Origin of the sequence: Phenylobacterium sp. (assembly GCF_036821595.1) — a bacterium.
GTDB lineage: Bacteria > Pseudomonadota > Alphaproteobacteria > Caulobacterales > Caulobacteraceae > Phenylobacterium.
Map to the genome: position 1 here is coordinate 1 of NZ_DAISJG010000048.1, position 19282 is coordinate 19282.

The 19282-nt window shown below is 71.5% G+C and carries 20 protein-coding genes; 13 read left to right on the forward strand and 7 right to left on the reverse strand.

The features are described from left to right. On the reverse strand, positions 1-2249 hold a 2249-nt coding region (gene divL, locus V7Z97_RS15845), incomplete at its 3' end, for a cell cycle protein kinase DivL (protein ID WP_334164403.1). Between the two features lie 142 nt (positions 2250-2391). Between divL and V7Z97_RS15850 the strand changes: the two genes are divergently transcribed. From V7Z97_RS15850 to mmcB, 7 genes are all read left to right on the forward strand, one after another. After that, a complete protein-coding gene (locus tag V7Z97_RS15850; RefSeq protein ID WP_334164404.1) occupies positions 2392-2970 on the forward strand; it encodes a hypothetical protein in 579 nt (192 codons plus the stop codon). After that, a complete protein-coding gene (locus tag V7Z97_RS15855) occupies positions 2963-3382 on the forward strand; it encodes a metallopeptidase family protein (protein ID WP_334164405.1) in 420 nt (139 codons plus the stop codon). The genes V7Z97_RS15850 and V7Z97_RS15855 overlap by 8 nt, the downstream gene beginning before the upstream one ends. A 112-nt stretch (positions 3383-3494) precedes the next feature. Continuing rightward, entirely contained in the window at positions 3495-4622 is a 1128-nt protein-coding gene (locus V7Z97_RS15860; protein WP_334164406.1) for a ferritin-like domain-containing protein, read from the forward strand. A gap of 177 nt (positions 4623-4799) precedes the next feature. After that, on the forward strand, positions 4800-5921 hold the full coding sequence (locus V7Z97_RS15865) for a ferritin-like domain-containing protein (protein WP_334164407.1): 1122 nt from the start codon (positions 4800-4802) through the stop codon (positions 5919-5921). A 79-nt stretch (positions 5922-6000) separates the two neighbouring features. Beyond that, the gene (locus V7Z97_RS15870) at positions 6001-6525 is read left to right on the forward strand and encodes a lipocalin family protein (RefSeq protein WP_334164408.1); all 525 of its coding nucleotides are present in this window, start codon (positions 6001-6003) and stop codon (positions 6523-6525) included. Between the two features lie 4 nt (positions 6526-6529). Continuing rightward, positions 6530-6742 (forward strand): hypothetical protein, encoded by a 213-nt coding sequence (locus V7Z97_RS15875; protein ID WP_334164409.1) that lies wholly within the window; start codon positions 6530-6532, stop codon positions 6740-6742. Between the two features lie 44 nt (positions 6743-6786). After that, positions 6787-7245 (forward strand): DNA repair putative endonuclease MmcB, encoded by a 459-nt coding sequence (gene mmcB, locus V7Z97_RS15880; protein ID WP_334164410.1) that lies wholly within the window; start codon positions 6787-6789, stop codon positions 7243-7245. Between the two features lie 3 nt (positions 7246-7248). Here the strand turns inward: mmcB and V7Z97_RS15885 are convergent, their stop codons facing one another. Next, positions 7249-8034 (reverse strand): LytR/AlgR family response regulator transcription factor, encoded by a 786-nt coding sequence (locus V7Z97_RS15885; protein WP_334164411.1) that lies wholly within the window; start codon positions 8032-8034, stop codon positions 7249-7251. Then, entirely contained in the window at positions 8031-9128 is a 1098-nt protein-coding gene (locus tag V7Z97_RS15890; RefSeq protein ID WP_334164412.1) for a sensor histidine kinase, read from the reverse strand. Before V7Z97_RS15890 ends, V7Z97_RS15885 begins: the two co-directional genes overlap by 4 nt. A 201-nt stretch (positions 9129-9329) precedes the next feature. Between V7Z97_RS15890 and V7Z97_RS15895 the strand changes: the two genes are divergently transcribed. Next, a complete protein-coding gene (locus V7Z97_RS15895; protein WP_334164413.1) occupies positions 9330-9551 on the forward strand; it encodes a hypothetical protein in 222 nt (73 codons plus the stop codon). A gap of 6 nt (positions 9552-9557) precedes the next feature. Beyond that, on the forward strand, positions 9558-9932 hold the full coding sequence (locus V7Z97_RS15900) for a MarR family winged helix-turn-helix transcriptional regulator (RefSeq protein WP_334164414.1): 375 nt from the start codon (positions 9558-9560) through the stop codon (positions 9930-9932). Here V7Z97_RS15900 and V7Z97_RS15905 read toward each other — a convergent pair whose 3' ends face one another. Further along, positions 9933-10490, reverse strand: a complete 558-nt coding sequence (locus tag V7Z97_RS15905) for an ActR/PrrA/RegA family redox response regulator transcription factor (RefSeq protein WP_334164415.1) — start codon at positions 10488-10490, stop codon at positions 9933-9935. An 87-nt stretch (positions 10491-10577) separates the two neighbouring features. Continuing rightward, positions 10578-11921 carry an ActS/PrrB/RegB family redox-sensitive histidine kinase gene (locus tag V7Z97_RS15910; RefSeq protein ID WP_334164416.1) on the reverse strand — a complete coding sequence of 448 codons (1344 nt, stop codon included), beginning with the start codon at positions 11919-11921 and terminating at the stop codon, positions 10578-10580. Positions 11922-12012: 91 nt separating this feature from the next. Between V7Z97_RS15910 and V7Z97_RS15915 the strand changes: the two genes are divergently transcribed. The 3 genes from V7Z97_RS15915 to V7Z97_RS15925 all read left to right on the forward strand — a co-directional run bounded on the left by V7Z97_RS15915 (position 12013) and on the right by V7Z97_RS15925 (position 14743). Further along, a complete protein-coding gene (locus V7Z97_RS15915; RefSeq protein ID WP_334164417.1) occupies positions 12013-12627 on the forward strand; it encodes an SCO family protein in 615 nt (204 codons plus the stop codon). Positions 12628-12722: 95 nt separating this feature from the next. Then, positions 12723-13994: a polyhydroxyalkanoate depolymerase gene (locus V7Z97_RS15920; protein ID WP_334164418.1), complete on the forward strand. Its 1272-nt coding sequence runs from the start codon at positions 12723-12725 to the stop codon at positions 13992-13994. Between the two features lie 11 nt (positions 13995-14005). Beyond that, positions 14006-14743, forward strand: coding sequence for a M48 family metallopeptidase (locus V7Z97_RS15925; RefSeq protein ID WP_334164419.1), 738 nt, complete (start codon positions 14006-14008; stop codon positions 14741-14743). A 13-nt stretch (positions 14744-14756) separates the two neighbouring features. Here V7Z97_RS15925 and V7Z97_RS15930 read toward each other — a convergent pair whose 3' ends face one another. Then, positions 14757-16742 carry a transglycosylase domain-containing protein gene (locus V7Z97_RS15930; RefSeq protein ID WP_334164420.1) on the reverse strand — a complete coding sequence of 662 codons (1986 nt, stop codon included), beginning with the start codon at positions 16740-16742 and terminating at the stop codon, positions 14757-14759. Between the two features lie 291 nt (positions 16743-17033). Between V7Z97_RS15930 and V7Z97_RS15935 the strand changes: the two genes are divergently transcribed. Next, positions 17034-17372 carry a CC_3452 family protein gene (locus V7Z97_RS15935; protein ID WP_334164421.1) on the forward strand — a complete coding sequence of 113 codons (339 nt, stop codon included), beginning with the start codon at positions 17034-17036 and terminating at the stop codon, positions 17370-17372. Positions 17373-17440: 68 nt separating this feature from the next. Here V7Z97_RS15935 and V7Z97_RS15940 read toward each other — a convergent pair whose 3' ends face one another. After that, positions 17441-19033 (reverse strand): type I secretion C-terminal target domain-containing protein, encoded by a 1593-nt coding sequence (locus V7Z97_RS15940; RefSeq protein WP_334164422.1) that lies wholly within the window; start codon positions 19031-19033, stop codon positions 17441-17443. Between the last annotated feature and the right edge of the window lie 249 nt (positions 19034-19282).

Here is a 19282-nt window from a genome sequence, read left to right on the forward strand (position 1 = left end):
CCGGCGCCGGGCTCGCTCTCCAGGGCCACCCAGCCGCCGTGCAGCTCGGTGAGCGCCTTGACCAGCGCCAGGCCGAGGCCCGGGCCGCCACGTTCCCGGCCGATGAAGCGGTCGAAGATGTGCGCCTGGACGTGGAAGGGGATGCCCCGCCCGGTGTCGGAGACCTGCAGCTGGATCTCGCCCAGGGCCTTGCGCGCGGCGATGGTCACCGCGCCATCGGCCGGCGTCTGGCCGAGCGCGTTCTCCACCAGGTGGTCGAGGATCTGGCCCAGCCGCTTGGCGTCGCCGCGGATCAGGCCGAGGTCGGGCGCGGGCTCCACGACGAGCGACACCCGCGCGGCCTCGGCGTCCTTCTGCCAGCGGCTGGCCACCGAGATCAGCAGGTCGGAGACGCGGACGTCCTCCAGGTCCAGCGCCATCTCGTCGGCGTCGATCTGGGCCATGTCGAGCACGTCGTCGATGGAGCGGGCGAGCTGGGTCGCCGCCGATTTCACCGCCGCGGCGTGGGCCCGGCCGCGCTCGGAGAGGCCCTCGCCCGAGCGCTCCAGCAGCTCGGAATAGCCGATGATGGTGGTGAGCGGGGTGCGCAGCTCGTAGGAGACGTTGCCGACGAAGTCGCGCTTCAGCCGCTCGGCCTCGGCCAGCGCCGCCTCGCGGGCGGCCAGCGCGCTCTCCAGCTTGCGGGCGTCGGTGACGTCGGTGAAGGCGATCAGGGTCGCGCCGTCCGGCAGCGGCCGCGACTGGTAGGCGACGATGCGGCTGTCGGAGGTCTTCACCTCGCCGGTCATCGGGGCGCGGGCCGACGGGTCGGGATCGGCCACCCGGCCCTTCAGCTCGCGCCAGAAGCCCATGTCGTGCAGCTTGGGCACGCAGAGGTCGACCACGCCCTCGAAGTCGCCGGCCGCCTCCAGCTGCGGCGGGGTGATGTGCCAGAAGCGCTCGAAGGCCTCGTTGTGCAGCCGCAGCCGCCCGTCGGAGCCGAACACGGCGACGGCGTCGTTGAGCTTGTCGAGCGTCGCCTGCTGGACCTGGATCAGGGCGTTGTACTGGGCCTTCAGCCGCAGCTCGCCGGTGATGTCGGAGAACAGCAGCAGCAGGCCGCCCATCGGGTGAGGCTGGCGCACCACCTTCAGCGTCCGCCCGTCGGGCAGGCTCCAGAGGTCGTCGGGGGTGGGGGCGAGCTGTTCGTAGCGGTCGAGCTCGGCGGCCTTCCACCGGCCGTAGTCGGCGGTCTCCGGCAGCCGGCGGCGCTGGCGCAGGCGGTCGAGGATCTCGGAGTGGGTCGGCTGCTCCACCAGCCACGCCGGCTCCAGGCCCCACAGCTCGGCGAAGGCGGTGTTGTGGAAGATCAGCTTCTTGCCCTGGCTGAACACCGCCACGGCCTCGGCGATATGGTTCAGGGTCTCGTCGTGGGCCTCGACGTTGCGCTTGAGGACCTCGCGCATCTCCTCGATCTCGGTGACGTCGTCGGTCCAGACGCCGACGCCGCCGCCCTCGAGCGGCTGGGCGGTGATGCGGAAGGCCCGGCGCCGCCCGCCCACGGTGGCCCAGCGCACGGCCTCCCGGCGCTGGCCGAGGTTGGCCGCCTCGCTGGCCAGCGCGTCGGCGCCCTTGTCGAAGGCCGCGCCGCGGGAGGCGGCCTCGTCCAGGCTCTGGGCGTCGGCGGCGGCCAGCCAGGCGGCGTTGACCCACACCGGCGAGCCGTCGGCGGCGGCGATCCAGGCCGGGCAGGCCCGCGCGTGCAGGAAGGCGGCGAAGCGCGGCGCCGTGGGCAGGCCGGCGTCCTCGCCGATGATCCCGGAGAGCCGCAGCCAGGCCAGGGCGCCCGCCGCACGGCCCTCGACGGTGACGGCGCCGTTCGGGCCCTGGATGTCGAAGGCGCAGGCCTCGCCGCGCTCGAACAGGGCGCGCAGCCGGCGGGCATGGTCGGGGTCGGCGCGCATCAGGGCGTTGACCAGCCCCTGGGGATCGGCTTCCGGCAGGCCGAGCGCCTCGGCGCAGGTGACCAGGCTCTCCTCGCCGGACGCCAGCATGGCGCGGCCGTCCTCCACCGCCAGCAGGGCGGAATCGAAGGCCTCTGCGGAGGCCTGGGCGGCCTCGGCGCGCGCCTCCACCCCGGCCAGCCGCTCGGCGAGTGCGTCCACCCGCGCCTGGGCGTGCCGGCGCTGCGCCAGCGCCCAGAGGACCGCGCAGATGGCCAGCGACACCGCGCCCGCCGCCGCGGCCAGGATCAGTTGGTCGGCGCTCATCGCTACTCCAGGCGGCGCTCCGCCGCCCCAACGGCGAATCACCCCGTTCGGAGATTACGGCGACCCGGCGGCGGCCGCACGGCCCTTGCCTTCCGTTCGGCGCGTTTCGTGCCTAGGTGTTTTGCCGCATATGATCAGCCACATGACCGCCATCCTCTACCCGGTGGCCGCCAACGCCGAGCTGGCGCTGTCCAGCCCGCTCGGCCGCGCGACCCGCGAACGGGAGGCCCGCGCCGCGGCCCGCGAGGACGTGGTCTTCACCACCGACGCCGTGGGCCCGGCCTTCGCCACCCGCGAGGCGGCGCTGGACGCCTACAGGAACCGCGTGGACGACGACCGCACGGGGGCCTCGCCTGCGCCGGAGGACCGCTTCTGCCGCCTGGCCGAGCAGGTGGTCGCGGAACCGGGAAAGATGGCGAGGCTCGCGCCGGTCGCGCCCACCTTCGAGGATGGCCGCCGGTGGCCCGTCCCGCCGGCCGAGCGGCCGCGCACCGCCTGGCGGCTGATGGTCAGCTACTGGCGGATCGCCACCGCCGAGCGGCCGATCGAGGCGCCGCAGGCCCGCAAGGCCCGCCGCACACGCCAGAACCTGGACAGCGAGACCCTTCGCGCCATCGCCCGCCAGCCCCTGCGCCCCGTGGAGCCTCAGCAGCCGCTGGACATCGGCCTGTTCGACACCCGCCTTCCCGAGAACCCCAGCATCGTGGTGCCCGATGAGTGAGCCGACCGCGCTGCCCCAGATCGGCAAGGCCCCGTCGCTGGACGACATCGCCGCCCTCGCGGAGACCGCCTTCCAGGCGCTGCCGGAGGGCTTCCGGCGGATGACCGGCGAGGTGGTCTTCCAGGTGCACGACTTCGCCACTGAGGATGTGCTGGCCGACCTCGGCATGGAGGATCCGTTCGAGCTCACGGGCCTCTACCACGGCGTCGACCTCGCCCGCCGCTCGGTGTTCGACCCGGCCCCCCAGGCCTCGATGATCTTCCTCTACCGCCGGCCGATCCTCGACGAGTGGGCGGAGAACGGCGAGGTGACGCTCGAGGAGTTGGTCGCCCACGTCCTGGTGCACGAGATCGGCCACCACTTCGGGCTCTCCGACGCCGACATCGACGCCATCGAGGCGGCGGCGGAGTAGCCGCAAAGTTGACGCGCCCGTCATCTTCCTTGACGCAACACGGTTCATGGGCCAAGGTCGCCCGCCTCTGGACGGGCCGAAAGAACGCCCGGTGAGGTGAGGAGAACGGGTCATGGCCGCTGACGGCAACATCACCAAGGACATCATCTACGACGCCGTGGCGCCGGACGACTTCGAGTCCATGCTCGAGCTCGACCGCTACAACGCGCGCTCGACGGCGTTCGACAAGATCATCTCGGCGACCCACGACCACTTCTGGGATCCGCTGGACGCCAAGTACATCGACTTCGACGAGCCGTTCGACATCGAGAACGAGTTCATCCTGCCCGAAGACATGATCGTCTCGATGCAGACGGACTACGTCTCCAGCCGGCTGAAGACCCACAAGGACCGTGTCCGCTTCGCCAACCTGTCGACGCTTCGGACCTTCTCCTCGATCCTGCACGGCGAGCAGGGCGCGCTGAACCTGTCGGCCAGCCTCTGCCATGTGCTGAAGGACCAGGGCGCGCAGGAGTACGCCGCCAACCAGACCCGCGAGGAAGCCCGCCACGTCACCGCCTTCGCCAAGTACATCAAGGCCCGCTGGGGCCGGCCGGTGGAATGCGGCCCGACGCTGAAGGCGCTGCTGGTGGAGATCATCGGCAGCCCCGAGGTCTACAAGAAGATCATCGGCATGCAGATGCTGGTGGAAGGCCTGGCCATGGGCGCCTTCGCCACCATCTTCAACAACATCCGCGATCCCATGGGCAAGAAGCTGCTCCAGCTGGTGATGACCGACGAGGCCTTCCACCACAAGTTCGGGAAGATCTGGGCCGACCGGACCATCCCGCACCTGACGGAGAAGGAGCACGAGATCATCGAGCTGTGGGCCGCCCACTGCTTCCAGACCCTGCTCTTCAACCTCGTGGCGCCGAGCCAGCAGCGCGACCTCTACGAGGAGTTCGGGCTCGATCCGGACCTGGTGATCGCCGAGATGGCCCAGATGGTCACCGACGAGACCCGCCGCGAGAACATGAAGGAGCAGTCCAACATCTTCCGCGTCCTGGTGAAGACCCTGCTGAACGCCGGCATCATCACCGACCGCACCAAGGCCTTCTACGCCACCTACGTGGACATCGAGGAGCTGAAGGGCGAGGGCGACAAGATGGTCGGCGACGACATCGCCGAGGAGGGCATCAAGTACCTCCAGGAGATCAACTTCAAGGACAAGGCCAAGCAGATCCTGATCGCCGCCGAATAGGCGTCCGGGACAGCCGAGCGAGACAGCGCCCGCCGGGGAGACCCGGCGGGCGTTTTTGCTTGCCTCGCCCCTTCGCCGGCGCGGTGGGAAATTGACGGGGGCGTCAGAGAGGCCGACACTTCCCCCTTAGCGCCCCGAGACCCGCGGCAGACGGGCCGGGCGCGGGAGGACAGCGGCATGGCCGACGGCAACATCACCAAGGACATCATGTACGGCGCGGTGGCGCCGGACGACTTCGAGTCCATGCTGGAGCTGGACCGCTACGGCGCCCGCTCCACCGCCTTCGACAAGATCATCTCGGCGACCCACGACCACTTCTGGGATCCGCTGGACGCCAAGTACATCGACTTCGACGAGCCGTTCGACCTGGAGGCCGAGGCCCTGATGCCCGAGGACCAGGTGCCGTTCCTGCGGCTGGCCTATGTGGACGAGAGCCTGAAGGACCCGAAGCTCCGGGTGGCCTTCATCAACCACCTGCAGCTGCGCAACTTCTCCTCCATCCTGCACGGGGAGCAGGGGGCGCTGAACCTCTCGGCCAGCCTCTGCCACGTGCTGAAGGACCAGGGCGCCCAGGAGTATGCGGCCAACCAGACCCGCGAGGAGGCCCGCCACGTCACCGCCTTCGCGAAGTACGTGAAGGCCCGCTGGGGCCGGCCGGTGGAGTGCGGCGCGGCGCTGAAGGCCCTGCTGGTGGAGATCATCGAGGCGCCGGAGGTCTACAAGAAGATCGTCGGCATGCAGATGCTGGTGGAGGGCCTGGCCATGGGCGCCTTCGCGCACGGCTTCCGGCACAACCGCGACCCGCTGGCGAAGAAGCTCTTCCAGCTGGTCATGACCGACGAGGCCTTCCACCACAAGTTCGGGAAGATCTGGGCCGACCGCACCATCCCGCACCTCACCGAGGCCGAGCGGAACCTGGTGGAGGACTGGACCGCCCACTGCGCCCAGAAGCTGCTGTTCGACCGCGGCGCGCCCAACCAGATGGCCGAGATCTTCGGCGCCTTCGGCATGGACCCGGAGCGGGTCACCGCCGAGATCGTCGAGCGGCGCAAGACCCGCGACCCGGCCCGCCGCTACCGCAGCGACACCAACGTCTTCCGGGTGCTCATCAAGACCCTGCTGAAGGCCGGGCTGATCACCGAACGGACGCGCTCGTTCTACGCCATGTACGTGGACCTGGACGAGCTGGCCGGCGAGGGCGACCGGATGGTCGGCGACGACATCGCCGAGGACGGCATCCGTTACCTCCAGGAGATCAACTTCAGGGATCGCGCCCGGGTGGCGGTGGCGGCCGAGTAGCCCCGCGACCATTGGCGGCAGCGTGGCCGTGGACCGCCGCTGTTTGAATTGTCACGCGCCCACGGTATTCCGGTCGTCCATGCTCAAGCGCCTGACCCTCGCGGCCGCCGCCGCCACGTGTCTCGCCGCCGGTCCGGCCGGCGCGCAGCCCAAGCCCGTGGAGCGGATCGAGCTCACCAGGATGATGGGCCGCTGGTACGAGGTGGCGCGCCTGCCCAACAAGATCCAGGCGGACTGCCAGGCCGGCGCCTCGGACTGGGTCCGGGTCTCCGACGGCTTCGCCGTGACCCAGACCTGCCGCAAGGGCGCGCCCGACGGGCCGCTGGCGCAGTGGAAGGCCAAGGCCCGCGTCGCCGACGCCGCCTCCAACGCCAAATTCAAGATGAGCTTCTTCGGCGGCCTGGTCTCGCAGGAGTACTGGGTGCTGGAGCACAGGGCCGACCAGGGCTGGATCATCCTCTCCACCCGCGACGGCAAGTACCTGTGGCTGATGAGCCAGAAGCCCACCCTGCCGGCCGCCGTGAAGGCCCAGGCGGTGAGCCGCATCCGCCAGCTCGGTTTCGACCCCGGCCGGCTGGAGTTCCCGCTGCCGTCGCGCGGCTGAGCCTTTGGCCGTCGTCCTCTTCATCCTGGGCGCGGGCGCCCTCTACCTCGCCGTCCAGGCGCTGCGCACCGCCTTCAGCCGCGGCGAGATCGGGTGGCTGACCACGGTGCGGCGGGCGGACAATCCCGGCCTGTTCGGCGTCCACGTGGCGCTCGCCGTCCTGCTGCTCCTGGCCGGCATGTGGTCCGTCGGCCGCGCCGCCATGGGGCTCGGCTGACGGCCCCGCTTGCATCAGGAACGAAGGCGGAACACAGTCTCGCCATGGACGTCCAGGTCACCGTCGTCTCGGTCCGCCGGCCGGAGACCACAGCCCAGGTCACCCGCGGGGCGGCCCGGCTGCTCAGCGCGCTGGGCTATGCGCCGCTGGCCGAGGTCACCCTGCCCAACGGCCGCCGCGCCGACCTGATGGCGCTGGGCCCCAAGGGGCAGATCTTCATCGTCGAGGTGAAGAGCTCCATCGAGGACTTCCGCACCGACCAGAAGTGGCACGAGTACCAGCCCTACTGCGACGCCTTCGCCTTCGCGGTCGGGCCGGAGTTCCCGCGCGAGGTGCTGCCGGAGGAGCCGGGCCTGATCGTCGCCGACGGCTTCGGCGGCGCGGTGCTGCGCGAGGCCCCCGCCGCGCCCCTGGCCGGCGCCCGGCGCAAGGCGCTCACCCTCGCCTTCGGCCGGCTGGCCGCCATGCGGGCCGCCGGGGTCCAGGCGTTCGCGCTGGAGTAGATCCTACCCCCGCTCCAGCGTCGCCGCCTTCAGGCCGCCCAGGTGGCGGCGGGAGACGGGAACCTCGGCGCCGGTGGAGAGGACCACGGACGTGCGGCCGGCGGTGCGGCGTACGCGCACGATGCGGTCGATCCGCACCAGGCTGGAGCGGTGGACGCGGACGAACTGGCGCGGGTCCAGCCGGTCCTCCAGCGCTCCCAGCGGCAGGCGCACCAGGAAGCTGCGGGCGCCGGCGTGCAGACGGACGTAGTCGCGCTCGGCGGCCACCCAGTCGATGGCCGCCACCGGCAGGCTGACCCGGTCGCCGCGCTCCTGCACCCAGACCTCGCGGTCGTAGGCGGCCGGTTCGGGCGGGCCGCCGCGCAGGTTGGCGACGATCTCCTCCAGCTCGCGCACCCGCTCGGCGGCGCCGCGGCGGGCCAGCGCCTCGCGGGCCCGCCCGATCGCCTGGGCGAGCCGCCCGGGCTCCACGGGCTTCAGCAGATAGTCGAAGGCGGCGCGGTCGAAGGCCTCCACGGCGAAGCGGTCGAAGGCGGTGACGAAGATCACGATCGGGGCGTCCTCGCCGGCCCGGGCGACGCCGTCGAGCACCTCGAAGCCGGAGAGTCCGGGCATCTTGATGTCCAGCAGGACGAGGTCGGGCCGCAGGTCGTCGATCAGCCGCCTCGCCTGGGCGCCCTCGGCGGCGACCCCGGCCACCTCCACGCCGTCGACCTCCCGCAGCAGGATGTCGAGGCGCCGGCGCGCCAGGGGCTCGTCGTCGACGATCAGGACCCGCAGCGGCGTCATCGGCGCTCCAGCGGCAGCTCGATCTCGGCCGAGAAGCCGCCGCCGGGCCGGGGTCCCACGACCAGCCGGCCGGCCTCGCCGTAGAGGGCGGCGAGGCGGCGGCGCACGTTCTCCAGGCCGACGCCCAGCTTCGGCGGCTCGCCGGAGAGGTTGGCGCGGGCGTCGTCCCGGACGGTGACGCGCAGGCGCCCGTCGCGGGCCTCGGCGGCGATCTCGATGGCCACCGGGTCGCTGGAGCGGGCGACGCCGTACTTCACCGCGTTCTCGACCAGCGGCTGCAGGATCAGGCTGGGGACCAGCGCCTCGCCCGCGCCGTCCAGCCCCGTCTCCTCGAAGCGCAGGCGCTCGCCGAAGCGGATCTGCTCGATGGCGAGGTACTGGCGCTGGGCCTCGATCTCGTCGGCGAGCGTGCTCTTCTCGCCCGTCGGCTTCTCGAGCGAGGCGCGCAGGAAGCGCGACAGCGACAGCACCACCTGCTCGGCGCGGACGTAGTCCTTCTGCAGGATCAGGGCGGAGAGCGCGTTGAGGGTGTTGAACAGGAAGTGGGGGTTGATCTGGTAGCGGAGCATCTGGTTCTGGCTCTCCGCCGCCAGCGCCTGGGCCTGGACCAGCCGGAGCGTCTTCTCCCGGACCTCCTGGTCGTAGTCGAGGGCGAAGACGATCGCGCACCAGGCGATGAACGACCAGATCAGCACCGTGAAGTTCATGAACTGGCCGAGCAGGATCTCGCCTGTCGTGCCCTGCCAGTGGATCACCGGGTCCAGCACGTAGAAGGCCAGGTGGTTGGCCACGCCCCAGGCCGCCCCGCCGAGGGTCGACAGCCCAAGCGCCAGCAGGGCCCGGCGGCCGAGGTCCCAGGGGCGGGCGGCGAACAGGGCCCGCTGGATCAGCATGCAGATGGCGACGCCGACCAGGCAGACGACCGCGCGCCGCCAGGCCATCTCCCAGAAATAGGGCCGCAGGCTCTCGTCGCCGACCATACGGGCGGTGATCAGGGCGTAGGCCACCACCCACAGCAGGATGTTGGCGGCCAGGTAGCGGTCCGGGCGCAGCGCCCGGCGCCGGACGCCCGGCGCGCCCGCGGGTTCGGTCATGTCCGGCGAGGCCCTCCCGCACCGATCATAGCCGCTTTCCGCAAAGTCGCGCCGGCAAGCCTGACTGTTCGTCGCGGCGGAACGACCGCTCGCCGCAGCGACTGCAGTTCACAGCGCGCGACGCAGCGCCGGTCGAATTGAAGCTGCTTGCGGCCCCGACTGCGCCGATGCTGGCGGTGACGGTTGTGCGGGGAGGCGGCCATGAAGCTGTGCGGTCAGATTTCGGTCGAGCTCAGCGTCGACGACTTCATCGAGGCCGCCGACCACCAGCGACGGCTCGAGGACATCCTCCGGCTCGTCCGCGACAGCTATCCCGAGGCCACCCTGGCCATGCGCGAGCGCCGCCAGCGCAAGCCCCTGTCGCTAGCCCGGGCGCCCGAGGCCCCGGCCGCCGGCGCGCTGCGCCGCTACGTGGACGGGTAGGCGGCCGTGCGCGCCCGCAACGCCATCCTGCAGGCAATCCACCTGTTCAAGGGCCTCGACCCGCGGGTCAGCGTCAACGAGGTGATCGCCTTCCTCTATGTGTGCGAGAACGAGGGCCTGACGGTGCAGGAGCTGGCCGACGTGGCCGGCCTCACCCAGTCCACCGCCTCGCGCAGCCTCCGCGCGCTGGGTCCGGAAGGCTCGGAGTGGTCCCAGGCGCCGGCGCTCGGCCTCGTGGAGGCCTTCCTCAACCCGGCCGACGCGCGCAGCCACGTCATCCACCTCACCGACCGCGGCCACGAGGTGCGCCGCCGCCTGGACGCGGTGATCCGCCAGGCCACGCCGATCGTGCCTGCGGAGGAGCTGCGGGCGGCGGGCTGACTACCGCGGCGCGCGCTTGGCGAGGATCCGCTGCAGGGTGCGGCGGTGCATGTTGAGCCGCCGGGCGGTTTCCGAGACGTTGTGGTTGCAGAGCTCGTAGACCCGCTGGATGTGCTCCCAGCGCACCCGGTCGGCGCTCATCGGGTTCTCGGGCGGAGCGGCCGACATGTCGCCCCGGGCCAGCAGGGCGCGGGCCACGTCGTCGGCGTCGGCGGGTTTGGAGAGGTAGTCCACCGCCCCGGCCTTCACCGCCTGCACGGCGGTGGCGATGTTGCCGTAGCCGGTGAGCATGATGATCTTGGCGTCGGGCCGGGCGTCGCGCACCGCCTCCACCACCTTCAGCCCGGAGCCGTCCTCCAGGCGCATGTCCAGCACCGCGAAGGCCGGCGGGTGGTTCTTCACCGCCGCGATCGCCTCCGACACGCTGCCGACGAGGGTGGGCTCGAAGCCCCGCTGCTCCAGCGCCCGCCCCAGGCGCGTGCGCAGCGGCGCGTCGTCATCGAGGACCAGGAGCGACTTGTCTGGCAGGGCGGCGACGTCGGCGGACAGATCGGTCATTCACTCACCCCAGCCAGGGGCCTCCCTAAACGCGGGTATGCGGCATCCTGTCGCAGCATCGTACCTTTCGGCAAGCGGTGTGCGTCGTCAACCGGCTCCCACCTCAATCCTCGAACGAGGCCAGCGGGCGGACACAACCGCACCGCGAGGCCTTCCGTTCTGAAACGTCACAACAGCCCCTGTTCGTTCCAGCAGGGTCTTGGAGATGAAGAAGCCGAGGCCCATTCCGATGTGGCCGGTGCGGCCGCCCTCCACCCCCGGGCGGGAGGTGACGTAGGGCTCGCCGAGCTTGGCGAGGATCTCCGGGGCGAAGCCCGGGCCGTCGTCGCGCACCTCGATGGACACGCTGTCGGCGTCGAAGCGGGCGGAGACCAGCACCTCGGCGGCGGCGAAGTCCACGGCGTTCTCCACGAAGGAGGTCATGGCGTGGGTGATCTCGGGCAGGCGCCAGACGTCGGGGGTCTTCACCCCCGGCGCGCCGGTGACGATGGCCTCGACGCGGACGTCCTTCACCCCGGCGTGGGGCTCGATCACCTCCTGCACGAGCTGGCGCAGGCTCATCCGCTCGTGGACCTCGTCCGACGCGGTCTCGGGCGTCTCCGACAGGCGCTTGAGGATCTCCCGGCAGCGCTCGGCCTGGGCGATCAGCAGCTCGGCGTCCTCCTTCACCTGCGGCGTGGTCGCCTCGCGGGCCATCTCCTTGGAGACGATGGAGATGGTGGCGAGCGGGGTGCCGAGCTCGTGGGCCGCGGCGGCCGCCAGGGCGCCCAGGGCCGAGAGCCGCTGCTCCCGGGCCAGCACCGCCTGGGTCATGTCCAGCGCCAGCGCCATGCGGGCCGATTCCTCGGCCGCCTGGCGGACGTAGCCGGCGATCAGGGCGATGCCCGCCATGTTGGCGATCGCCGCGCCGATCCGATAGCTCTCCGGGATGACGTACTCGCGCCCGGGCGCGTCGGGCAGGGGCAGGGAGAAGAAGGCCAGGGCCACCGACAGCGCGCCCGCCAGGACGCCCAGGGCCGTCACCGGCCGGGCCGGGAGGGTCGCCGCCGCCAGGGTCACCGGCGCGATCAGCAGCAGGATGAAGGGGTTGGCCGTGCCGCCGGTCAGGTAGAGCAGGGCGCCGATCTGCAGCAGGTCGACGGCGAGCTGGCCGGTGGCCTCCATATCGCCGAACACCCGCTGGCCCGGCGAGGCGACGCCGGTCAGCAGGTTGATCCAGGCGCCGGCCCCGATCACCGCGAAGCACAGGGGATAGGGCGCCTGGAACCCGAGCCCCAGCCCCATCACCAGCAGCAGCAGCACCTCGCCGGCGATCACCAGCCAGCGCAGGGTCACCAGGGTCCGGACGCGGAGCTGGCTGCGCCGGACGCCGAAGCTGACGGGCTCGGCCTCGCCTTGCGCCGTGTGGTGGCCCGTCCTATCGAGGCTCACGGGCTTCAGCGCCTTGGGGGCTGGGGTCCGCACGCTCGCCATGGCTCAGGGCCGCGCCCCGCGGGCCCGCCACGCCGCAAGGGAACCCCGAATGGGCCGCCGTACGCTCGCCATCATCGCACTCCTGGCCCTGGCGTTCGCCATCCTCACCGGTCTCGCCGTCCGCTCCGGGATCCTGAGCCCCACCCCGAAGCAAACCGCCGCCGTGGGCGGGCCGTTCCAACTGGTGGACCAAACCGGCCGCAGCGTCGACCAGCGGCTGCTCAAGGGCAAGTGGAGCGCGGTGTTCTTCGGCTTCACCCACTGCCCCGACGTCTGCCCGACGACGATGTTCGCGCTCGGCGGCGCCGAACAGGCCCTGGGCGGGCAGGCGAAGGACTTCCAGACGGTGCTGATCTCCGTGGACCCCGGCCGCGACACGCCGCAGCAGATGGCCGCCTACCTGGCCAATCCGGCCTTCCCCAAGCAGGTCTGGGGCCTCACCGGCAGCCAGGCCCAGGTCGACGCCGTCGCCAAGGCCTACCACGTCTTCCACCAGAAGGCGGGCGAGGGGGAGGACTACACGATCAACCACTCCTCCATCACCTACCTGATGAATCCGCGCGGCGAGTTCGCCTGCGTCATCCCTTACGGGACCGCGCCCGACGCCATCGCCGCCAAGGTCCGGGCCGCCATGAAACAGGGACCCCGCGCGACGAGCTGCTAAGGCGCCGCGCCGCACCCTCGCGGGTGGGACAAGCTTCGCCTTGTGCATCCGATTAACCGCTCGCATGTTATGTTGCGGCGCAAAAAGGATCGGGCATGCTCTATACGCTCTACGAGGCCGGCTACTACGCGACGACGCCGATGCGTTTCGCCGCCAGGCTGACGCGGGAGTTCTGGAACTCGCCCCTCAATCCCGCCGCCGAGACCGACGTGGGCCGCCGCCTGTTCGCCGGCGCCGACCTGTTCGCCAATCTCACCCGGCGCTACGGCAAGCCCGCCTGGGGGATCGACTCCGTCGAGATCGAGGGGCAGCCGGTGCGGGTGCGGACGACCGAGGTCTGGTCCAGCCCCTGGGTCAAGCTCACCCACTTCACCCGCGACATGGCCGACATGCGCAAGGCTGGCCGGCGCGAGCTGGAGCCGGCGGTGCTGATCGTCGCCCCGCTCAGCGGCCACTACGCCACCCTGCTGCGCGGCACGGTGCAGGCCTTCCTGCAGGACCACGAGGTGTTCATCACCGAATGGTCGAACGCCCGCGACGTGCCGGTGATGGAAGGCCGCTTCGACTTCCACGACTACATCGACCACATCCGCCAGATGCTGCGCCAGCTCGGCCCGCGCCCGCATGTGGTCGCCGTCTGCCAGCCGGGCCCGCCGGTGCTGGCCGCCGTCAGCCTGATGGCCGAGGACGGCGAGGAGTGCCGGCCCGCGACCATGACCTTCATGGGCTCGCCCATCGATGCGCGGCTGTCGCCGACGGTCACCAACAAGCTCGCCGAGGAAAAGCCGTTCGCCTGGTTCCAGTCGAACATGGTCTACACCGTGCCCGGGCCCTACCCGGGCGCCGGCCGGCGCGTCTATCCGGGCTTCGTCCAGCTCGCCAGCTTCATGTCCATGAACCTCGAGAAGCACCAGGAGGCGCACCGGCGTTACCTGCAGCATCTCATGGACGGCGACGGCGACAGCGCCGAGGCCCATCTGGCCTTCTACGACGAGTATCTGTCCGTCCTCGACCTGTCGGAGGAGTTCTACCTCCAGACCGTGGACGTGGTGTTCCAGCGCTACCTGCTGCCGAAGGGCGAGTTGGTCCACCGGGGCCGGCTCGTCCGCCCCGACCTGATCACCGACGTCGGCCTGCTCACCGTCGAGGGCGAGAACGACGACATCTCCGGCATCGGCCAGACCCAGGCGGCCCACGACCTCTGCTCCGGCCTGCCGGCCGAGCTGAAGGAGGACTACGTCCAGCCGAAGGTCGGCCACTACGGGGTGTTCAACGGCAAGCGGTTCCGCGGGGAGATCTACCCCCGCGTCCGCGCCTTCGTCCGCCGCGCCGAAGCCGGCTTCGACAAGCAGCGGCGGGCCGCCTAGATTCGGCTCCGATGATTCTCCTCGGCCGCCAGCTCGCCGACGGCGACCGGCTGGAGGTGGCCGGCGCGGTCGTGACCCTGAAGGTGCACCGCCGCGCGCGCCGGGTGTCCCTGCGGCTCGACCGCACGCGCCGCGAGATCGTCGCCACGGCCCCCTCCATCCGCCGCCTGCCGGAGGCCGCCGCCTTCGCCCGCGAGCGCGCGGCCTGGATCGTCGAGCGGCTGGCCGAGCTGCCGGCCGCCGCGCCCGTCGCGCCCGGCATGACGCTCCTGGTGTTCGGCGAGGCGGTGCGGCTCGAGGCCGGCGCCGGCCGGGCCCGCTGGATCGAGGCGGCGGACGGCGAGCCGCACCGGATCACGGCCATGGGCGAAGGCGAGGGCTACGCCCGCGCCGTGATCCTGCTGATCCGCAGGAGGGCGCTCACCGTACTCACCGCGCGCACCGCCCACTACGCCGCCCGGCTCGGCGCGCCGATGCCGAAGGTGAGCGTCGCCGACGCCAAGTCCCGCTGGGGCTCCTGCCGGCCGGGTCCCCGGGGGACGGCGGGCTCGATCCGCTATTCCTGGCGCCTGGCCCTGGCCCCCTTCGATGTCGCCGACTACGTGGCCGCCCACGAGTGCGCCCATCTCCTGGAGCTCAACCACGGCCCGCGGTTCTGGGCCCATGTGAAGGCCCTGGTCGGCGACGAGCGCCGCCACCGCGCCTGGCTCCGCGCCGAGGGCGCGAGGCTGCACGCCTTCGGGCGGTAGGGCGCCGTCTTCCTCAGAACGGCGGGTCGGCCGGGCGTGGGCGGTCGAACTCGGAGGGCGGCTCGCGGCCGCCGCCGCCGAACAGGTCGCTGATGCCGTCGATGACGTCGCCGATCGGATCGGGCTCGGGGGGCTCGGGCTCGATGACGCCCCCGGGAATCGGCTGGACCTTCAGGCGCGGCAGGGCCGCGGACATGTAGGCCTTCCAGATTCCGGCCGGCGCGCCGCCGCCGGTCACCCGCCGCATCGGAGTGTTGTTGTCCTTGCCTACCCAGACGGCCGTGACGAAGCCGCCGGTGTAGCCGACGAACCAGGCGTCCCGGTAGTCGCTGGTGGTGCCGGTCTTGCCGGCCAGGTCGTAGCCCGCGACGTTGGCCCGCGTGCCGGTCCCGGCCACCACCACCTGGCGCATCATCTGGTTCATGTACTGCAGCGCCGGGGTGCCGATCACCGCCTGGCGGGGCGGCTTGTCCATCCCGTGGTCGTAGAGCACCCGGCCGCCGGCCGTGCGGATGCGCTCGATGCCGTAGGCGCGGGCCATGAAGCCGCCGTTGGCGAAGGGGGCGTAGGCCTGGGCCATCTCCAGCGGGCTCACCTCGACGGCGCCGAGCGCCATGGAGGGGTCGAGCTGGATCTGCGAGGTGATCCCCAGCCGCCGCGCGGTGGCCGCCACGTTGGAGGTGCCGACCTCGTTGGCGAGCCGGGCGGCGACGGTGTTGACCGACTCCTCCAGCGCCTTCTCGAGGGTGATCGGGCCCAGGTATTCCTGCGTGTAGTTGCGCGGCTCCCAATTGCCGATCTTCACCGGCTCGTCGACCACGGGGGTGGCGGGCGTGCGGCCCGCCTCCATGGCGGTCAGGTAGACGAAGGGCTTGAAGGCCGAGCCCGCCTGGCGCCTCGCCTGGGTGGCGCGGTCGAACTGGCTCTGCAGGTAGTTGGTCCCGCCGACGTAGGCGCGGACGCGGCCCTCGCCGTCGATGGAGACCAGCGCCCCCTGCTCGACGCCCTGGCTCTTGGCGGCGGCGACGCCGGCCTGCAGCGCCTGCTCGGCCGAGGCCTGCAGCGGCAGGTCGAGCGTGGTCTCCACCACCAGGTCCTCGGTAGGCTCGCCCACCAGGCTGCGCACCTGGTCGTCCACCCAGTCGGTGAAGTACTGCGCCCGCTGGTTGGCCAGGACCGGATTCACCCGCACCTTGGTGCGGAAGGCGGCCTCGCGCTCCTCGGGGGTGATGAACCGCGCCTCCACCATCTCGTCGAGCACTATGGTCGCGCGCCGCGCGGCGCGGTCGGTGGCGGCCACCGGCGAATAGCGCGAGGGCCCCTTCATCATCCCGGCCAGCAGCGCGCTCTCGCCGAGCGTGAGCTGCGAGGCGGGCTTGCCGAAGTAGCGCTGTGAGGCGGCCTCGATGCCGTAGGCGCCAGCCCCGAAGTAGACCCGGTTCAGGTAGAGCTCGAGGATCTGCTTCTTGGAGAACCGCGCCTCCAGCCAGACCGCCAGGATCAGTTCCTGGGCCTTGCGGCGGTAGTTCTGCTTGGGCGTCAGGAAGAGGTTGCGGGCGAGCTGCTGGGTGATCGTCGAGCCGCCGCGAAGCGGCCCCTCGCCGCGGTGGGTCCAGTTGTAGATCTGCGAGCGGGCGATGCCCCACGGGTTGAACCCGAAGTGGTAGTAGTACCAGCGGTCCTCGATGGCGATGAACGCCTCGGGCACGTAGCCGGGCAGGGTGTCGAGGTCGACGGGCGGCGCGTACTGGCTGCCGCGCACCGCCACCAGGGCGCCGGAGCGGTCCAGGTAGGAGATCGAGGGCTGACGCTTGACGTCGTAGAGCTTGGACGTGTCCGGCAGGTCGACGGCGAACACCGCGAAGAAGGCCACGACGAAGATCAGGCCCCAGACGCCCAGCACCATCGTCCAGTAGAGGAGCGCCTGCAGGGGCGACCGCCGGGCTTTCGGCGGGCGCGGGCCGCGACCGCCCGGTCCTGGCGACTGCGCGTTGGCCATGTCGTCGTCCTAAGAAGTGGCCGCCCCCGGCCGAGGGCGATCCTTATCACCGCCACCTGAGGCCAAACAATGTTGACGAGATATGAACGGTGGCGCTCGCGTGGGGCTCTTCATCCACGCATGGCCGCGTTGCGAAAAAAGCGGTTGCCCTCGATCTTAACACTGTTATCTTAGCGTTGCTTAGTTCGCTTCGCGTCACGGGTGGGGATACCCGCGGCGGTCCACGGAGGGTCCTTAAGCCGGCGTCTTGAGCAGGGACGCCGCCACTCCCCGAAACGCTGGAGGGCTCTCGTGAAGCTCCAATTCCTCGCGGCCTGCGCCGCCCTGTCCACCCTCGCCGCCGGTTCCGCCCTCGCGGCCGAGCCCGTCACCGCCAAGCTGCAGCAGCCGGTCGCGGAGAAGACCAAGTTCATCGCCGGCGGCGCAATGTTCGTCTGCGAAGGCGACGCCTGCGTGGCTCAGGCCCCGACCTCGCAGACCTTCTCCGCCCAGGCCTGCAAGACCATCGCGACCAAGGTCGGCCCCGTGGCCGCCTTCTCCGGCCGCAAGGCCATGGACGACGGCCGCATCGCCGACTGCAACGCCACCGCGCTCGCCAAGGCTGGCGGCCAGCAACTCGCCAAGCAATAGGTCTCCCAGCAGCTCTCTCTCGAGCTCTGTCACTGCAAGGGCGCCGGCTCGCCGCCGGCGCCCTTTCTTTATCCGGTGATCCAGTCCGAGGCGCCGATGCGGCTGGGCGCCACGCCGTCGAGGGTGGTGATCAGGAACGGCCACTCGCCGCCGGCTCCGTCCACGTCCACATAGACCTGGGTGTTGCCGGCCCCGTCGCCCCGGAACTCCACCTGGCCGGCCGCGCTGGCGATCGCCGACAGGTCCAGCCTGTCGACGCCGGGCGTGAAGTCGGTGACGTGGCCGGCGTTCCAGGGCAGGGCCCCGAACACGAACCGGTCCGCGCCGCCCGCGCCCGTGAGCTCGTCCGGGCCCTGGCCGGCGTTCAGGGTGTCCGCCCCGCCGCCGCCGACCAGGGTGTCGCCGTACTGATCGGACGTGAGCACCTGGCCCGGCTCGGAAGGCGGCGGCGGCGGGTCCTCCGGGCTGGAGCCCGAGGTCCCCGCGAGGTCCGCCCAGCTGACGTCCCCGGCGGCCACGCCGTCCAGGGTGATGATGTAGTTGGCCCACGGCTGCCCCGCCGCCGTCCCGTCGCGGTCGAACAGCACCAGGGTGTCGTCGTCCCGGCCCAGCAGAATGATGTAGCCGTCCGCCATAGGATCGGAGCCGGTGTAGCCCGACGTCTTGAACAGGGCCGAGAGGTCCAGCCGGTCGGCGCCGACCTTGAAGTCCGTCACCGTCGCCGGCGACCAGGGCTCGCGCGCCCAGGCGAAGACATCGTCGCCCTGGCCGCCGGTCAGCACGTCCGAGCCCTGGCTGGCGTTGATCGTGTCGTCGCCCGCGCCCGCGGTCACGGTCGAGCCGGGGCCGGGGGAGGTGTAGACCTTGCCTTCGTCGCCACCGTCGGGCGGAGGCGGCGCGGCCTGGAGGCTGAGCGTGAGCACGGCGGCCGCCTCGTCCCCGTCGCCGTCGGCGGCCCAGTAGGTGAAGCGCTCCACCGCCCCGGCGGGGGCGTCGGCCCGCGCCGCGTAGCTGTAGACGCCGGTCGGCGAGACGCTGAGCACGCCGTACTGGCCCTGCAGGGTGTAGCGGCCGTCGGTGTCGGCGGTGGTGTCGAACACCGTGCGGTCGGCGTTGCCGATGCGGGTGACGCCGCCGAAGCCGTCGGCGCCGAAGCTGTCGGGCGTGCCGCTGGTCACCAGGTTGCCGGTCGCCGACGCGCCCGCCGTGACGCTGGCGGAATCGTTGGTCAGGTGCAGGCCCTCGTCGTCGCGGATCTGCACCAGCAGGGTGGATTGCGCCGCGTTGCCGTCGCGGTCGGTGAGCAGGATGTCGAAGCTGCGGAGGTCGCCGTAGCGGGTCTGGCTCCCGGGGCTGCTCTGGATCGGGCCGGTGAGCTGGAAGGCCAAGCCGACCGTGCCCGTCGACGCATCGAAGCTGGTCACCGACAGTCGGCCGTAGCCGAGGTCGGTCCCGCCGGCGGTGAAGACCCCATCGCGGATGGCCACGTAGCCGCCGACGGTCAGGTCGTCGATCCCGTCCTCGGCCGCGATGGTGAAGGTCCAGCTGCTGGAGGTCGTCGCCTGGCCGGGCTGGCTGCCCTGCGGCAGGCCGGCCTCGGCGCCGTACAGCTGACCGCCGGGCGGGGTCGGGTTGGATATGGTGGGGACCGCGCCGGGCATCACAGACTCCGGGCGACGGCCCGGGTCGGCGACCCGGGGCAGGCAGGCTTGAACATCGGAAGCACCAGAACTCGAATAAGACGCCGCCCGAAGGCGCCGCGACCAGGCGGACCGCGGCGCATGACGCCACGACCCGTTCCTCAACCCCGCTCCGCGCCGGCTTGTTCCTAGGGCGGAGCTTCCTTTCTTCAGGACTTTCCGAAGGTTGCCCGGCGCCCTAAGAGCAGGCCCCCATGACCGCACCCGCCC

Coding starts and splice junctions, on each gene's coding strand:
- V7Z97_RS15850 (WP_334164404.1), top strand. CDS start 2,392: ATGACCGCCATCCTCTACCCGGTGGCCGCCAACGCCGAGCTGGCGCTG.
- V7Z97_RS15855 (WP_334164405.1), top strand. CDS start 2,963: ATGAGTGAGCCGACCGCGCTGCCCCAGATCGGCAAGGCCCCGTCGCTG.
- V7Z97_RS15860 (WP_334164406.1), top strand. CDS start 3,495: ATGGCCGCTGACGGCAACATCACCAAGGACATCATCTACGACGCCGTG.
- V7Z97_RS15865 (WP_334164407.1), top strand. CDS start 4,800: ATGGCCGACGGCAACATCACCAAGGACATCATGTACGGCGCGGTGGCG.
- V7Z97_RS15870 (WP_334164408.1), top strand. CDS start 6,001: ATGCTCAAGCGCCTGACCCTCGCGGCCGCCGCCGCCACGTGTCTCGCC.
- mmcB (WP_334164410.1), top strand. CDS start 6,787: ATGGACGTCCAGGTCACCGTCGTCTCGGTCCGCCGGCCGGAGACCACA.
- V7Z97_RS15885 (WP_334164411.1), bottom strand. CDS start 8,034: ATGACGCCGCTGCGGGTCCTGATCGTCGACGACGAGCCCCTGGCGCGC.
- V7Z97_RS15890 (WP_334164412.1), bottom strand. CDS start 9,128: ATGACCGAACCCGCGGGCGCGCCGGGCGTCCGGCGCCGGGCGCTGCGC.
- V7Z97_RS15895 (WP_334164413.1), top strand. CDS start 9,330: ATGAAGCTGTGCGGTCAGATTTCGGTCGAGCTCAGCGTCGACGACTTC.
- V7Z97_RS15905 (WP_334164415.1), bottom strand. CDS start 10,490: ATGACCGATCTGTCCGCCGACGTCGCCGCCCTGCCAGACAAGTCGCTC.
- V7Z97_RS15915 (WP_334164417.1), top strand. CDS start 12,013: ATGGGCCGCCGTACGCTCGCCATCATCGCACTCCTGGCCCTGGCGTTC.
- V7Z97_RS15920 (WP_334164418.1), top strand. CDS start 12,723: ATGCTCTATACGCTCTACGAGGCCGGCTACTACGCGACGACGCCGATG.
- V7Z97_RS15925 (WP_334164419.1), top strand. CDS start 14,006: ATGATTCTCCTCGGCCGCCAGCTCGCCGACGGCGACCGGCTGGAGGTG.
- V7Z97_RS15930 (WP_334164420.1), bottom strand. CDS start 16,742: ATGGCCAACGCGCAGTCGCCAGGACCGGGCGGTCGCGGCCCGCGCCCG.
- V7Z97_RS15940 (WP_334164422.1), bottom strand. CDS start 19,033: ATGCCCGGCGCGGTCCCCACCATATCCAACCCGACCCCGCCCGGCGGT.